The organism is Rhodosalinus sp., assembly GCF_046542825.1.
In the GTDB taxonomy this organism is placed as follows: Bacteria; Pseudomonadota; Alphaproteobacteria; order Rhodobacterales; family Rhodobacteraceae; genus Rhodosalinus.
This window is the reverse complement of the sequence record NZ_JBKHAQ010000002.1, coordinates 32455-46353: the sequence shown is the minus strand read 5'-3', so window position 1 is coordinate 46353 and position 13899 is coordinate 32455. Positions and strand designations below refer to the sequence as shown.

The window sequence follows — 13899 nt, the reverse complement described above, 5'->3', positions numbered from 1 at the left end:
ATCGCGGCCGCACGGTGCAGCAAGGGCGTCTCGCCGGCCTGGGCGGGCGATCGCCGGGCGCGCGCGGCTCGCAGAAGGACGAAGGAGCGCGTCATGTTCCAGGGATCGCTGCCCGCGCTGGTCACGCCGTTCCGGGACGGCGCGGTGGATTACGCCGCGCTGGAACGGCTGGTGGACTGGCACGTGGCAGAGGGCAGCCACGGCCTTGTTGCCGTGGGCACCACTGGCGAAAGCCCCACGCTGACCCATGCCGAACACGAGGAGGTCGTGGCCTCTGTCGTTCGTTTTGCCGCGGGGCGGCTGCCGGTGATCGCCGGCACCGGGTCCAACAACACGAACGAGGCGATCCGCTTCACCCAGCATGCAGAGCGGGTGGGCGCCGATGGCGCGCTGGTGGTCACGCCCTATTACAACAAGCCCACGCAGGCCGGGCTGATCGCGCATTTCCGCGCGCTGCACGACTGCGCCGGACTGCCGATCATCATCTACAACATCCCCGGCCGCTCGGCCGTGGACATGTCCGTGGAGACGATGGCGGAGCTTGCGCGCCTGCCGCGCATCGTGGGAGTGAAGGACGCGACCGGCGATCTGGACCGTGTCTGCCGGCAGCGGATGCTCTGCGGCCCCGATTTCCTGCAGATCTCGGGCGAGGATGCCACCGCGCACGGCTTCAACGCGCAGGGCGGCCGCGGCTGCATTTCGGTGACGGCCAACGTGGCGCCGCGGCTCTGTGCCGAGATGCAGGAGGCCTGCCTCGCCAACGACTACGCCCGCGCGCTGTCGATCCAGGACCGGCTGATGCCGCTGCACAAGGCGATCTTTGCGGAGCCGGGGCTGGTGGGGGCGAAGTTCGGCCTGTCGGTGCTGGACCTGTGCGAGCCCGACACGCGGCTGCCGCTCGTCGGTCTGACAGAGGGCACGAAGGCGCGCGTGCGGGACGCGATGCGCCACGCCGGCTTGATCAACTGAGGCCATCTGCGGCATGCGCTCGTCGCACCCTGCGGTGCGCCCTGTGGCGGGATGCGCCCGCACGATCTGGTCAAGCCTCACTTCTGGTCACGCCTCACTGACCGTCACGCCTCACTGCCCGTCACGCCTTACTGCGACAAGGGCTCGGCGTCCTCCAGGCCCTCGGGCCGGCCGGCCACGACGAAGGTCAGGCTTTCGGGATCGAAGAGGTCGGCGGCGACACGGTTGATTTCCTCCAGCGTCATCGCACGCACCTTGTCGTTGCGGGTCTCTGCATAGTCGATCGGCAGCCCGTCCATCTGCATGCCGACGAGGATGTTGGCGATCGGACCGTTCCCGTCGAAGCGCAGCGGATAGGCGCCGGTCAGATAGGTCTTGGCATCCTCCAGCTCCTGCGCGCTCACGCCCTCCTCGGCCACGCTTTCCCACTCGTCGCGGATCACCCCGATCGCCTCCGCGATGCGGTCGTTGGCAGAGGCCACGCGCCCCAGGTAGAGCGCCGCGTGATCCTTCGGCGCGAGGTAGGAATAGACGCCGTAGGTCAGGCCCCGCTTCTCGCGCACTTCCTGCATCAGACGGCTTTCGAAGCCGCCGCCGCCCACGATCTGGTTCAGCACGAAGGCCTCGAAGAAATCCTCGTGGTCGCGCGGCAGGCCCTCGTGCCCGAAGACCGCGACCGACTGCGGCGTGTCGAATTCCACCACCTTGACGCCGCCTGACAGGCCAACTTCCGCGTCCTCGGGCAGCGGCGCGCCCTCTGCCGGCAGATCGCCCAAGAGCTCGTCGAGCAGCGCGCCCAGTTCCTCTGCCGTGATGTCGCCCGCCGCGCCCACGAAGATCCGGTCGCGCGCGAGCGCGTCGCCATGCGCCGCGATCAGGTCGTCGCGGGTCAGCGCAGCGACACTTTCCGGCGTGCCGTCGGGTGCGGTGCCGTAGGGATGATCGCCAAAGGCCACCCTGTCGAAGGCGCGGCCCGCGATCACCGACGGATCCTGCAGATCCGACCGGATGGCCGAGACCGCCTGCGCGCGGACCCGCTCGACCGCGTCCGCATCGAAGCGCGGCTCGACCAGCGAGGCACGCAACAACTCCACCGCCTCGTCCCGCGTCTCGGTCAGGAAGCGGGCGGAGACCGAGACGACGTCGTCGCCGGCGTCATAGTCGAAATCCGCCGCCACGCCCTCGACCGCGCGGGCAAAGCCCTGCGCGTCCATGTCGCCCGCGCCCTCCCCGAGCAGCGAGGTCATCAGATGCACCGCGCCCCGCTTGCCCGGCGCGTCCAGCGAGGTGCCGCCCTGAAAGCGGATTTCGAGCGCGACGAAGGGAATGTTCCGATCCTCGACCAGCCATGCGGTGATGCCGCCCGGGCTGGTCACTTCCTCGATCTCGACCGCGGCGCGCGCGGGCAAGGCCGCGGCGAGCGTCAGCAGCATCGCAGCCGCGAGACGGGAGAAGAAACGGGGCGTCATTGCGTCACCTCCTCGGGCGTCACGGCCCCCGCGTCCGGCAGCGCGGGCTGGCCCGCGTCCGGCGCGGGGACAGGCGAGTCGCCAGCCGACAGCCAGCCTGTGACCGAGCTTTCGGGAACCAGCACCTCGCGCGCCACCGCCATGATGTCCTCTTCGGTCACCGCCTGCAGCACCTCGGGCCAGGCCGCGATATCGTCGAGCGTGAGGCCCGAGGCCAGCGCCCGGCCGTACCGGTTGGCCAGCGCCTGCACATCGTCCCGCTCGTAGATCAGCGAGGCGCGCAGCTGCAGCTTGATGCGATCCAGCTGTTCGGAATCCACGCCCGTTTCCATGAAGTCCTCCAGAACGCGGTCCAGCGCCTCCTCGGCTTCCTCCAGCGACACGCCCTCCGAGGGCACGACGAAGAAGCCGATGGTCGAATCGTCCCGCCGCGTCGCGCCGTAATAGGCCCCGGCATAGACCGAAAGCTGCTCTTCGAACTGCAGCCGCTGCGTGAGGACCGAGGTCTGCCCGCCGCCCAGGATCTCGGCCAGCAGAAGCAGTGCCGCGGCCTGTTCCTGATCGCCCGGATTCCGCTTGGGCGCGCGATACTGGCGCATCACGTAGGGCTGGGCGACGCGCGCATCCTCCATCTTGACGCGGCGGGCGGCGCGGTGCGGCGGCTCCTTCGGCCGGTCCAGGGCCCTTACCGCGGGGTTCTCCGGGATCGGGCCATAGTGTTCTTCGGCCAGCCGCCGAACCTCTTCGGGCGTGGTGTCGCCCGCCACGATCAGGATCGCGTTGTTGGGCGCATAGAAGCGGCGGTAGAAGGCCTTGACCGCCGCCTCATCCAGCGCCGCGATCTCGTGCTGCCAGCCGATCACCGGCGCGCCGTAGGGATGGTTGAGCCACAGCGCCGCCGAGACCTGCTCGCGGAAGAGCGCGCCGGGCTCGTTCTCCACCCGCTGGTTGCGCTCCTCCAGCACGACGCCGCGCTCTGTCACGATGTCCTCCTCGGCAAGTGCGAGGTTGGTCATCCGGTCGGCTTCCATCTCCATCATCAGGCCCAGCCGGTCGGCCGCCACCCGCTGGAAATAGGCGGTGTAGTCGTAACTGGTAAAGGCATTGTCCCGCCCGCCCTGCGCCGCGACGGTGGCCGAGAACTCGCCCGGCTCAAGCTCTTCGGTGCCCTTGAACATCAGGTGCTCGAGGAAATGCGCGGCGCCCGACTGGCCCGGCGGCTCGTCCGCCGCGCCCGCGCGATACCAGACCATGTGCACCACGAGCGGTGCGCGGTGATCCTCGATCACCACGACCTCCATCCCGTTGTCGAGGGTGAAGCCCGTGACGTTCTCTGCCGCCATCCCGGCTGCGGCCGGGCCAAGCGCCAGAACCACAGCCAGCGTTTTCGCGAGTCGGCGCATCCGCCACCTCCATTCATGCCCAGCTTGCAACTGGGCGGCTTCGACAAGAGATCAAGCCGCGCCTACGCCTTTGTGAGCGCGCTCAACGCAGCTCCGGGGGCGCGGTCGGCGTGCGCGCGCCCGCCGCGCGATACTGCCGCTGCGCCTCGAAGGGATCGAGCGCCTGGCTGCGGTAGGCCTGGCTGTAGCGGTCGACGGCAACGATCCGGATGTTGGTGAACCGCGACTTGCCCCTGCGGAAGGCCGCATCCTCCGCCGCAAGCTGGGAGCGGATGTTCTCCGGCACGCCGTAACGCTGCGCGGATGCCACCAGCGCCGCGTCCGACGCCGGCACGCCCGAGGGCGCAAGCCGCGCCGGGTTGCCGCCCAGCGCCGCCACCGCATCCGCATTGGGCGTCAGGTCCGTGCGACTGGCCCCGCCCGGCGCCGGCGGCGGAAGCTCCGCGAAGGACGGCGGCTGCTGCAGGGGTTTGTTGGGCACGACGGCGAATTCCTCGGGCCCCTCGGCGGGATTCGAGAAATCCCGCAGCCGGCCGTCGTTGCTGCAGGCCGCAATCCCCGTCAGGGTCAGTCCCAGCACCGCCAAGCGTAGCGCCCGCATCGTCACCCTCCGTCGTTCGGGCGCAGGTCTATCCCATCCGGCGCCGCGCGTCACGGGGTCTTCTTGCCCGACCCCTCACCGGTGAAGACCACCAGCCCCAGCGCACCCGCGAAGATCGAGATGTCGGCCACGTTGAAGGCAAAGGGATTGTCGATCCCGCAGCACGACATGTTCAGGAAATCTGCCACCGCGCCATAAACCAGCCGGTCGACCACGTTGCCCAGCGCACCTCCCACCAGCAGCCCGGCCGCGACCAGCCCCCACCGCCCCGGAGGATCGCGCCACATCCAGACGACGACAGCGAGCGAGATCGCCAGCGCAAGGCCGATCAGCACCCAGCGCGCCGTGTCCGATCCGCCGGAGAACAGGCCGAAGTTTATCCCCGTGTTCCAGGCCATGCGCAGGTTCAGATAGGGCGGAAACACGTCGATCGCCCGCACCTGCGCCAGCGCCAGCACATGCACCACGTAGTATTTCAGCGCCTGGTCGATCACGAAGACCGCCACCGCGACCCAGCTCATCAGCCGCACCGTTCAGCCCCTTCCTGCACCCGTCGGTCCTTCCTCTTGCTGAAAATACCCCGGGGGGAGTCCGGCGCAGCCGGACGGGGGGCAGAGCCCCCCCCTTTGCCCGCGCTCAGTGCCGGAAATGCCGCTCTCCGGTAAGGACCATGGCGATCCCGTGCGCCTCGGCCGCCTCGATCACCTCCGCGTCGCGCATCGAGCCGCCGGGCTGGATCACCGCCGTGGCACCCGCCGCGGCCAGCGCCTCGATCCCGTCCGCGAAGGGAAAGAAGGCGTCCGAGGCCACGGCGGCGCCCACCGTGGGCGGCTCGCCCAGTCCCAGCGCCCCGGCCATGGCGCGCGCCTTTTCGGCGGCGATGCGGGCCGAATCCACGCGGCTCATCTGACCGGCGCCGATGCCCACGGTGGCGCCGTCCTTCGCGTAGACGATGGCGTTGGATTTGACGTGCTTGGCCACCGCCCAGGCAAAGCGCATGTCGGCCAGTTCCGCCGGCGTGGGCGCGCGCTTCGTGACGACCTGCAGCGCCTCGGGCGCGACCATGCGGGTGTCGGCGTCCTGCACCAGCCAGCCGCCCGCCACCTGCCTCACGGCGAGGCCCGCCTCGGCCGGGTCCGGCATCCCCGGTGCCAGCAGCAGCCGCAGGTTGGGCTTTTCGGCGAAGAGCGCCTGCGCCTCGTCGCTGATCCCCGGCGCGATCACCACCTCGGTGAAGAGCCCCAGGATCGCGCGTGCCGTCTCGGCATCGAGTGGCGTGTTGAGCGCGACGATCCCGCCGAAGGCGCTGACCCGGTCGCAGTCGAGCGCCTTGCGATAGGCCTCGAGCGCCGAGGCACCGCGCGCCACGCCGCAGGGATTGGCGTGCTTGACGATCACGCAGGCCGGCCCGTCGGCGGCGGCGAACTCGGCCGCCAGCGCAAGGGCCGCGTCGGTGTCGTTGATGTTGTTGTAGCTCAGTGCCTTGCCCTGCAGCTGCGTGGCGCTGGCGACGCTCGGCCCGGGCGCGCCCTCCGTGTAGAAAGCCGCGCGCTGGTGCGGGTTCTCGCCGTAGCGCAGCTCCTCCGCAAGCCTGCCCGCCATCACCCGCCGCCGCGGGGCGAAAACGCCGAGGCGCCCGGCCATCCAGCCGCTCACCGCCGCGTCATAGGCCGCGGTGCGCCCGAAGGCCGTCAGCGCCAGCCCCTGCCGAAAGGCCAGCGTCGTCGCGCCATCGTTGGCCTCGAGTTCCGCCAGCAGCGCGGCATAATCCTCCACATCCACCACGGCAGCGACATGGGCGTGGTTCTTGGCCGCCGCGCGGATCATCGCCGGCCCGCCGATGTCGATCTGCTCGATCGCCTGCGCCGCATCCGCGCCGGCCGCAACCGTCGCCTCGAAGGGGTAGAGGTTGACCACCAGAAGGTCGATGGGCGCGATGCCGTGCTCCTCCATCGCGGTCAGATGCGCGGGATCCTCGCGCAGTGCCAGCAGCCCGCCGTGCACCGCCGGATGCAGGGTCTTGACCCGGCCGCCCATCATCTCGGGCATCCCCGTCACCTCGGCCACGTCGGTCACCGGGCAGCCCGCCTCGCGAAGCGCCTGCGCCGTGCCGCCGGTTGACAGGATCTCGACCCCGCGCGCGACCAGCGCCTGGCCCAGTTCGGTCAGGCCGGTTTTGTCGGAGACGGAGATCAGCGCACGGCGCAGCGGGACGAGATCGGGCATGAGGCACGGGCTCCGGGTATCATTCCAAGGCGTCCGCCGCGTCCATCGCGAAGTCGCGCACCGCGAGCGCGGTGTCCTGCGCCTTGGCCAGGGACCAGCGGACACGCGTGCCATACTCCAGCGCGCGGCCGGATAAAACGATCTGTTTCGTCTCCCGCGGCCGGAGCCGCCCGCGCTCCAGGTAGACGGAAGGCTCCAGCGTCATCCGCACCCGCCCGTCGTGGCGAAAGACCCAGATCTCGCCCGAGCGCAGCGCGACAGAGACCGCGTGGCCGCCCATGTCGAGTTCCGCATCGGCGTCGGGATGCAGGTGAAACCGCAGATGCCAGGCAATTCCGCGCAGCCGGCGCGCGTCCAGCGCCGCGTCGAAGCGGCGCTTGTCCGCCTCCTCGAGCGCCAGCAGCAGGTCCTCGCCCGCTATCGTGCGGCCGTCCGCCGACAGTTCCAGCACCCGCGCATGGGTCAGGCCGAACTCCGCCAGGTAGCCGTCGTGCCCGGCCTCGAACCGGCGGGCGCCGGTGTCCGTCTGCATGACCTCGACGGGCACCCGCGCGGGGCCGGACACCAGCGGCGCGCGGTCGCTGCGCTGACCGGGCGCAGCCACGCCCAGCTGCGCGCTCGACAGCTCCTCGACGACCAGCGTGGAATGCGACGGCGTGGAGCGTGCCGCCCGGCGCCAGGCGGAACCGAAGCCTTCGCCCGCACCGCAATTGACGATCAGCGGACGGCGCCCCGAGGTCACTTCCATCGCCAGTGTCGCGGCATGGGCATCGCGGCTGGCGGCACCCGATGGCGGTGGCGCGGCATCCACGATCACGCTGGTCCGGCCGGCGGACAGCCGCGCGTATCCCATGGCAAGGCCCTCGTGCCGCACCTCGCGCGCGCCTGCGGCGAAAAGCGCCGCGTCAAGCCTGCCCTGCGCGCCGCGCCCGCCGCCGTGAAAGCGCGGCAGGCTGCCGTCGGCGTGACGCAGCGCGCGCAGCGCTGGCGCGATGCGCCGCATCGCGGCGGCGTGCTCGGGCCCGGCCCCGCGGCCGGCCTCGCGCAGCGCCGCCTCGGTCCAGGCAAGCAGGCTCAGCACCTCCATCAGCTCCTCGGGGTTGCGGGTGGCGATGCCGCCGCCGGCGTCGATCCGATCCCGGCAGCTGCGTTCCAGTCCCTTCTGCGCCGGCGCCAGCAGGCGGCCCATCCCCTCCAGCGCGAGGCCCGCCTGCACCAGACCGCAAAGCGCCTCGAACCGCGGCAGGCCGGGCGAGGTGGCTTTCCACCGGCGCGACAGGAAATCGGCCTGCGCGGCGAGCGCGCGGAAATAGGCCGTCTGTGCCTCCGCGCTCTGCCCCTGCAGCAGGAAGACGGCGTGATGCATCCAGCGCGTCATCCGGCGCGCCGTCAGGTCGGGCGTCCAGCCCGGCCCGCGGCCACGGCCGTAGCGCGCGATCCAGCCCGCAAGCCAGCGCTGCGCCAGCCGCCGCGCCCGCCCATCGCCCACCGCCGCCAGATCGTCGAGCCAGCCGAATTCCTGCGTCTCGTCCAGAAAGGCCCGGTCGGGCACGCCAAGATCCCAGAGGTCGGCCTCCGGCGCCTCGACCAGATGGCCCGCGAACATCAGGTTCCCGGCCAGAAGCTGACGGCCGCGCGGCAAGCTGCCGATGGTGCGCGGCTCGGGCTGCGAGACGAAGGCGGTCGCGGCGCGGCCGCGCGTGGCACGCCAGGCGGCATAGCGGTTGGCGGCTCGCGTCCAGCGCGCGCCCCACTTCTGCAAATATCCGCCCGTTCGCCCCATGCCCGCCTGCGCGGCCCCTTTCATCGGATCATAGCCACAGCGCGGCATGAAGTCACCGGCCCGCCGAATCAGGCCGGCACGGTGAGGGGTTCAGGCCACGCGCCGCAGTGCGGCGACGAAGAATCCGTCCATCCCGCCAAGTTCGGCCCAGTAATCCGGGCGCAGGCGCAGACCCTGCGCGCCGATCCAGTCGGCCTGAACGCCGGGCAGGCACAGGGCGTCGGGGTCCGGGCGCAGGGCAGGATGACGCGCAAGTGCCGCGGCAACCTGCGCCTCGCCCTCTTCGGGAAGCAGCGAGCAGGTGCAACAGACAAGCCGCCCTCCCGGCGCCAGCAGGGCGGCGGCACGATCGATCATCTGCGCCTGCAACTGCACGAGGTCCGGCAGGCCGCTGCCGTCGCGGATGTGCGGCAGTTCCGGGTGGCGGCGGATCGTGCCTGTGGCGGAACAGGGCGCATCGAGCAGGATCGCGTCGTAGGGGCCGCCCGCGTGGTCGCGGGCATCCCCGGCCAGCAGCCGCGCCGACAGGCCCGTGCGCGCGAGGTTGGCCGCCACCCGCTCGAGCCGGGCGGGCGAGAGATCGAGCGCGGTCACCTCCGCCCCCGTCGCGGCAAGCTGCATGGTCTTGCCGCCGGGCGCGGCGCAAAGGTCGAGCACCCGCTCGCCCGGCCGGGCGGCGAGCGCACGCGCGGGCAGCGCGGCGGCGGCGTCCTGAACCCACCACTCACCCTCCGCATAGCCAGGCAGGGCCGAGACCTGCGCGCCGCGCGACAGGCGCACAGAGCCGGTGGGCAGCACCTCGCCCCCCAGCCGCGCGGCCAGCGCCGCCGCGTCGCCCTTTGGCGTGATGTCGAGCGGCGCGCCGGCCAGATGCGCAGCCTCTATCCCCGCCGCCGCTGCCTCGCCCCAGGCCGCGACCATCGGCGCGCGCAGCCAGTCGGGCAACGCCGGCACCGGAAGCGCATCCCACTGCGCCGGCGCCACCTGCGCCATTTGCCGCAGCACCGCGTTGACCATGCCGCGCGCCGCGGCGGGTTTGCGGCCCGCGCCGGCCACGACCTGCACCCAGTCGTTGACCACGCCATGCGCCGCGCCGCCCTGCGCAAGCTCCACGGTGCCAAGGCGCAGCGCCGCCAAAGCCGCAGGCGGCGGGCGCCGTTGCAGGCGCGGGGCAAGCAGCGCATCGGCGCGCGCGAGGCCGCGAAACGCCCCGAGCACCAGCCGCCGGGCACGGGCGCGATCGGCGGGCGGCAGGGGGGCGAGCACGGGCTCTTCCTCTGCCAGCGGGCGGCATTCGTCGAGAACGGAAAGAAAGAGCGTCAGCGCCGCGCGGCGGGCCGGCTGGCCCTCGCGGCCGGCGGGGCGCGGGCGTCGGGACATCGGGCGACCTGCTTGGCTGCGGCGGAAGGCAGGGCTATATCAGCGCCACGAGAGCAGGGGAAGGCCATGACCGACAGCACACGCGACGACCTGCCGCCCGCGGCGCAGCGCGCCCTTGCCGAGGCCGAGGAGCGCCGCAAGAAGGCCAGGGCGCTGGAGCTTCCGCCGGAACTGGGCGGCCGCGACGGTCCCGAGCCGGTGCGCTACGGCGACTGGGAACGCAAGGGCATCGCCGTGGATTTCTGAGCGCGCGCGTCCGCCCTTCCGGGCGTCCTCGCTCCTCCGGCGCGGCTTGCACGGCGATGCTGAGCGCCCATTCCCGGTCGGGCAACGCAAAACGAGACGGGTTGCAAGAGCCCGCACGACCGGCCATCCGGCCATGAACAGCTCCACGGAGGCCCCATGACCCAGCGCCCCGTCCGCGTGGCGATCAACGGCTTCGGCCGAATCGGACGCACCCTCGCCCGGCAGATCCTGTCAGGGGCGCCAGGGGTCGAACTGGTGCACATCAACGATATCGAGGCCGGCGACCTGCTGGCCTATCTCTTTGCCTACGACAGTGTCTTCGGCCCCTGGGGCGACCCGGTGACCGCGGAAGACAACGCCTTCGTCACCGGCCCGCACCGCATCCCGCTCACGCGATCGCGGGATCTTTCGGCGCTGGACCTCTCGGGCGTGGACATCGTGATGGAATGCACAGGCCGCGCGAGCACGCGCGAGATCGCCGAACAGGGGCTGACGGCGGGCGCGTCCCGCGTGCTGATCTCCGGTCCCTCCCCCGCCGCGGATCTGACGGTGGTGCTGGGCGCCAACGAAGCGCGGCTCGCCGGTCAGGCGATCGTCTCGAACGCCTCCTGCACGACCAATGCGCTCGCGCCGCTCCTGCGGCTGCTCGACGAGGCATGGGGCGTGGAAAGCGGGCACATGACGACGGTGCATTGCTACACCGGCAGCCAGCCCACCGTGGACAAGCCGCGCGGCACCCCCGAGAGGTCGCGCGCCGCCGCGCTGTCGATGGTGCCCACCACGACCTCCGCCGGCAAGCTGATCGGCGTGGTTCTGCCGCATCTCGAGGGCCGCGTGGAAGCGCGCGCGCTGCGCGTGCCCACCGCCAGCGTCTCCTGCGTGGACCTGACGGTCGCCACGGCTGTGCCGGTGACGGCCGAGGCGGTGAACGACGCGTTGCGCGCGGCGGCGCGGGAGGGGCCGGTCTTTGGCTGGACGGATCAGCCGCTGGTGTCGTCCGACCTGCGCGGGCGCTGCGAATCGGTGGTGATGAGCGGGCCCGAAACCTCGGTCAACGCCACGGGCCTCTTGCGCGTCTTCGGCTGGTACGACAACGAATGGGGCTATTCCTGCCGGATGCTGGACGTCGCGCGCCGGATGGCGGCGGAACGATAAGGCTGCCGCCGTCTGGCGCGACCCGGGTCTGCCGGCCCGGCGGGCCGCGCCGCTGACGGCAAGCCGGGGAACGATGCTCTTCGCCCTGCCAGGCATCTGCGGATGCGGTCCTGCGGGCGCCGAATGCCGGATGCGTCCCGGGAACGCGCGTTCCCGAAGGTCGAGCCTCAGCGCAGGCGGAAGTCTGCGTGATCGCCCTGCCCTTCGTCCGCGGTGAAGCGCACGGTATTCCCGCGCACCTCGACGGTCTGGCAGTTGTAGCCCAGCTCCCGTTGCCCCCAGTTGAGGTCGCGGCAGAACAGCCCGTTCTGCCAGTCCCACTCGCCGGAAACCTCGCGCCCGGCCCCCTTGCCCACGATCCGGCCGTCCGAGACCACCTGCAGGCGCACGAGCGGATAGGTCAGCTCGCGCCCCTGCACGATCTGCCGGAACTGGCTTTCGTCGGTCACACGGGCGAATTCCGCGGCGACGGGCGCGGCGGAGACGGTCAGCGCGGCGAATGCTGCGGCGGTGATACGCATCGCGGTCTTTCCCCTCGGTGCTTGCTCCCGACGCGAAGATGTGCCGCAGCGTCACCAAATCAAGGCCGCGCGCGATATCGGCAAGGGTTCGCCGATCAGGCGCCCGAAAGCCCCAGGACATCGGCCATGTCGAACGCGCCCGGCCCCTTGTCCTGCCCCCAGAGCGCGGCCTTCAGCGCCCCGCGGGCAAAGATGCCGCGATCGGTGGCGACATGGCGCAGCACGATCCGCTCCCCCGCCCCGGCAAAGATCACCTCGTGCTCGCCCACGATGTCGCCGCCGCGCACCGCGTGAAAGCCGATGGCGCCCGGCGCCCGTTCGCCCGTCATGCCGTCGCGGCCGCGGTCGGCCACCTCGGACAGGATGGCGCCGCGCCCCTCGGCGGCCGCCGCCCCCAGCATCAGCGCGGTGCCGGAGGGCGCATCCACCTTGTGGCGGTGGTGCGCCTCGACGATCTCGATGTCGAAATCCTCGTCCAGCGCCGCCGCCACCCGCCGCGTGAGCTGCACCAGAAGGTTGACGCCAAGGCTCATGTTGCCCGCGCGGATCACCGTGGCGTGCCGCGCCGCCGCGGCGATCCGGGCCAGCTGCGCCTCGTCCATCCCGGTCGTGCCGATGACATGGACCAGCCGCGCCTGCGCCGCGATCTCGGCGAAGCCCACCGTCGCCTCCGGCGTGGTGAAATCCAGCACCGCGCGGGCGCGCGCGAAGGCCTCGAGCGGGTCATCCGTCACCGTCACGCCGATCGCCGCGCCGCCCGCCGCCTCGCCCAGATCGCGGCCGATCCAGTCGTGGCCCGGCCGCTCCAGCGCCCCGATCAGCCGGGCGCGCGGGCTGTCGCGCACCGCCTCGGCCAGCATCCGGCCCATGCGCCCCGAGACGCCCGTCACCACGATCCCCGGCAGATCCGCCATGCCCGTCCCCTTCGTTGCCAACGGCAGCCCTAGCGCAGCGGCGACCGCTTGGCAAAGCCGGCGCGCGGCCTTAAGTGTCCGGGCATGGCGCATCCCCGATCCCAGGGCCGGAGCGGCCCCAGTCAACGGCAGCTTCGCGTGGGTGAGCTGATCCGCCGGCGTCTGTCCGACGTTCTGATGCGCGGCGATGTGCACGACCCCGATCTGAACCGCCTGTCGCTGACCGTGGGCGAGGTGCGCACCTCGCCCGACCTCAAGGTCGCGACCGCCTTCGTCCTGCCGCTGGGCGGGCGCGGGCAGGACGAGGCGCTGGCGCTTCTCGACCGCAACCGCGCCGAGCTGCGGCGCCAGGTGGCGAAGGGGCTGGAACTGAAATTCGCGCCAGAACTGCGCTTCCGCATCGACGAGAGCTTCGACCGCATGGACGAGACGCGCCGCCTGCTCGCGCAGCCCGACGTGCGGCGCGACACCGAGGACTAGGCGCGCATGTTGCGCGCCCTGCTTGCGGCGACGCTGGGGCTTGGCCTGGGGCTTCCGGCGAAGGCGGCCGATTGCCGCGGCATCGAGCATGGGGAGCGGTCCTACACCATCTGCGAGCTCGACCCCGCACGGGACGACCTGCGCCTGTTCCACTCGGATGCGACGGGCAAGCCCTACGGCCATTTCGCCACGCTCGACGCCGCGCTCGCGGCGCGCGGCCTCAGCCTCGGCCCGGCGATGAACGCCGGCATGTATCACGAGGACCGCGCGCCTGTGGGCCTCTACGTCGAAGAGGGCGAGGAGGCGATGTATCTCGTCACCTCCGCGGGGCCCGGCAACTTCGGCCTGCTGCCCAACGGGGTGCTCTGCCTGCGCAGCGGCCGCGCCGACGTGATCGAGACACGCCGCTTCGAACAGGCGGCGCCCGCCTGCCGCTTCGCCACGCAATCCGGGCCGATGCTGGTGATCGACGGCGAGTTGCACCCGCGCTTCCTGCCCGACTCGACCTCGCGCCATGTGCGCAACGGCGTGGGCACCAGCGCGGACGGCCGGCGCCTTGTCATGGCGATCTCCGAGGTGCCGGTCACCTTCCACGAATTCGGCCGCCTCTTCCGCGACGCGCTGGGGCTGCCGCAGGCGCTCTACCTCGACGGCAGCGTCTCGCGCCTGCACGCGCCCTCGCTCGGCCGGTCGGACTTCGGCCGCGCGATGGGTCCGATCCTGGGCGTGGTCGAGCCGGCGGGCTGAGCGGC

14 protein-coding genes are annotated in these 13899 nt (G+C 71.7%); 5 read left to right on the top strand and 9 right to left on the bottom strand.

All coding sequences use genetic code 11. From position 1 onward, the window contains the following. Nucleotides 1–93 precede the first annotated feature (93 nt). Nucleotides 94–969 (top strand): 4-hydroxy-tetrahydrodipicolinate synthase, encoded by an 876-nt coding sequence (gene dapA / locus ACLFOB_RS00675; protein ID WP_410917645.1) that lies wholly within the window; start codon nt 94–96, stop codon nt 967–969. A 128-nt stretch (nt 970–1097) separates the two neighbouring features. On the opposite strand, the gene ACLFOB_RS00670 is transcribed toward dapA, so the two are convergent. The 7 genes from ACLFOB_RS00670 to ACLFOB_RS00640 all read right to left on the bottom strand — a co-directional run bounded on the left by ACLFOB_RS00670 (nt 1098) and on the right by ACLFOB_RS00640 (nt 9831). Then, complete coding sequence (locus tag ACLFOB_RS00670; RefSeq protein WP_410917644.1) at nt 1098–2438, bottom strand: M16 family metallopeptidase; 1341 nt, start codon at nt 2436–2438, stop codon at nt 1098–1100. Then, nucleotides 2435–3841, bottom strand: a complete 1407-nt coding sequence (locus ACLFOB_RS00665; protein ID WP_410924330.1) for a M16 family metallopeptidase — start codon at nt 3839–3841, stop codon at nt 2435–2437. Before ACLFOB_RS00665 ends, ACLFOB_RS00670 begins: the two co-directional genes overlap by 4 nt. 82 nt (nt 3842–3923) lie before the next feature. Further along, nucleotides 3924–4442 (bottom strand): DUF3035 domain-containing protein, encoded by a 519-nt coding sequence (locus ACLFOB_RS00660; RefSeq protein WP_410917642.1) that lies wholly within the window; start codon nt 4440–4442, stop codon nt 3924–3926. Nucleotides 4443–4492: 50 nt separating this feature from the next. Next, a complete protein-coding gene (gene lspA / locus ACLFOB_RS00655) occupies nt 4493–4972 on the bottom strand; it encodes a signal peptidase II (protein WP_410924328.1) in 480 nt (159 codons plus the stop codon). Between the two features lie 106 nt (nt 4973–5078). Continuing rightward, on the bottom strand, nt 5079–6668 hold the full coding sequence (gene purH / locus ACLFOB_RS00650; RefSeq protein ID WP_410924327.1) for a bifunctional phosphoribosylaminoimidazolecarboxamide formyltransferase/IMP cyclohydrolase: 1590 nt from the start codon (nt 6666–6668) through the stop codon (nt 5079–5081). Between the two features lie 19 nt (nt 6669–6687). Continuing rightward, complete coding sequence (locus ACLFOB_RS00645; RefSeq protein WP_410924325.1) at nt 6688–8451, bottom strand: heparinase II/III family protein; 1764 nt, start codon at nt 8449–8451, stop codon at nt 6688–6690. A 90-nt stretch (nt 8452–8541) separates the two neighbouring features. Further along, nucleotides 8542–9831: an RsmB/NOP family class I SAM-dependent RNA methyltransferase gene (locus tag ACLFOB_RS00640; RefSeq protein WP_410924323.1), complete on the bottom strand. Its 1290-nt coding sequence runs from the start codon at nt 9829–9831 to the stop codon at nt 8542–8544. Nucleotides 9832–9897: 66 nt separating this feature from the next. Between ACLFOB_RS00640 and ACLFOB_RS00635 the strand changes: the two genes are divergently transcribed. Beyond that, nucleotides 9898–10077 carry a DUF1674 domain-containing protein gene (locus ACLFOB_RS00635; RefSeq protein ID WP_410918479.1) on the top strand — a complete coding sequence of 60 codons (180 nt, stop codon included), beginning with the start codon at nt 9898–9900 and terminating at the stop codon, nt 10075–10077. A 156-nt stretch (nt 10078–10233) separates the two neighbouring features. Further along, the gene (locus ACLFOB_RS00630) at nt 10234–11232 is read left to right on the top strand and encodes a type I glyceraldehyde-3-phosphate dehydrogenase (protein WP_410924321.1); all 999 of its coding nucleotides are present in this window, start codon (nt 10234–10236) and stop codon (nt 11230–11232) included. A 167-nt stretch (nt 11233–11399) separates the two neighbouring features. Here the strand turns inward: ACLFOB_RS00630 and ACLFOB_RS00625 are convergent, their stop codons facing one another. Further along, nucleotides 11400–11753 carry a dihydrodipicolinate reductase gene (locus ACLFOB_RS00625; protein ID WP_410924320.1) on the bottom strand — a complete coding sequence of 118 codons (354 nt, stop codon included), beginning with the start codon at nt 11751–11753 and terminating at the stop codon, nt 11400–11402. 95 nt (nt 11754–11848) lie between these two features. Beyond that, the gene (dapB, locus tag ACLFOB_RS00620; protein ID WP_410924318.1) at nt 11849–12667 is read right to left on the bottom strand and encodes a 4-hydroxy-tetrahydrodipicolinate reductase; all 819 of its coding nucleotides are present in this window, start codon (nt 12665–12667) and stop codon (nt 11849–11851) included. Nucleotides 12668–12751: 84 nt separating this feature from the next. On the opposite strand from dapB, the gene rbfA reads away from it, so the two are divergent. Next, complete coding sequence (gene rbfA, locus ACLFOB_RS00615; protein ID WP_410918238.1) at nt 12752–13147, top strand: 30S ribosome-binding factor RbfA; 396 nt, start codon at nt 12752–12754, stop codon at nt 13145–13147. Nucleotides 13148–13153: 6 nt separating this feature from the next. Then, a complete protein-coding gene (locus ACLFOB_RS00610) occupies nt 13154–13894 on the top strand; it encodes a phosphodiester glycosidase family protein (RefSeq protein ID WP_410918239.1) in 741 nt (246 codons plus the stop codon). Nucleotides 13895–13899 lie beyond the last annotated feature (5 nt).

Coding starts and splice junctions, on each gene's coding strand:
- dapA (WP_410917645.1), top strand. CDS start 94: ATGTTCCAGGGATCGCTGCCCGCGCTGGTCACGCCGTTCCGGGACGGC.
- ACLFOB_RS00670 (WP_410917644.1), bottom strand. CDS start 2,438: ATGACGCCCCGTTTCTTCTCCCGTCTCGCGGCTGCGATGCTGCTGACG.
- ACLFOB_RS00665 (WP_410924330.1), bottom strand. CDS start 3,841: ATGCGCCGACTCGCGAAAACGCTGGCTGTGGTTCTGGCGCTTGGCCCG.
- ACLFOB_RS00660 (WP_410917642.1), bottom strand. CDS start 4,442: ATGCGGGCGCTACGCTTGGCGGTGCTGGGACTGACCCTGACGGGGATT.
- purH (WP_410924327.1), bottom strand. CDS start 6,668: ATGCCCGATCTCGTCCCGCTGCGCCGTGCGCTGATCTCCGTCTCCGAC.
- ACLFOB_RS00645 (WP_410924325.1), bottom strand. CDS start 8,451: ATGGGGCGAACGGGCGGATATTTGCAGAAGTGGGGCGCGCGCTGGACG.
- ACLFOB_RS00640 (WP_410924323.1), bottom strand. CDS start 9,831: ATGTCCCGACGCCCGCGCCCCGCCGGCCGCGAGGGCCAGCCGGCCCGC.
- ACLFOB_RS00635 (WP_410918479.1), top strand. CDS start 9,898: ATGACCGACAGCACACGCGACGACCTGCCGCCCGCGGCGCAGCGCGCC.
- ACLFOB_RS00630 (WP_410924321.1), top strand. CDS start 10,234: ATGACCCAGCGCCCCGTCCGCGTGGCGATCAACGGCTTCGGCCGAATC.
- ACLFOB_RS00625 (WP_410924320.1), bottom strand. CDS start 11,753: ATGCGTATCACCGCCGCAGCATTCGCCGCGCTGACCGTCTCCGCCGCG.
- dapB (WP_410924318.1), bottom strand. CDS start 12,667: ATGGCGGATCTGCCGGGGATCGTGGTGACGGGCGTCTCGGGGCGCATG.
- rbfA (WP_410918238.1), top strand. CDS start 12,752: ATGGCGCATCCCCGATCCCAGGGCCGGAGCGGCCCCAGTCAACGGCAG.
- ACLFOB_RS00610 (WP_410918239.1), top strand. CDS start 13,154: ATGTTGCGCGCCCTGCTTGCGGCGACGCTGGGGCTTGGCCTGGGGCTT.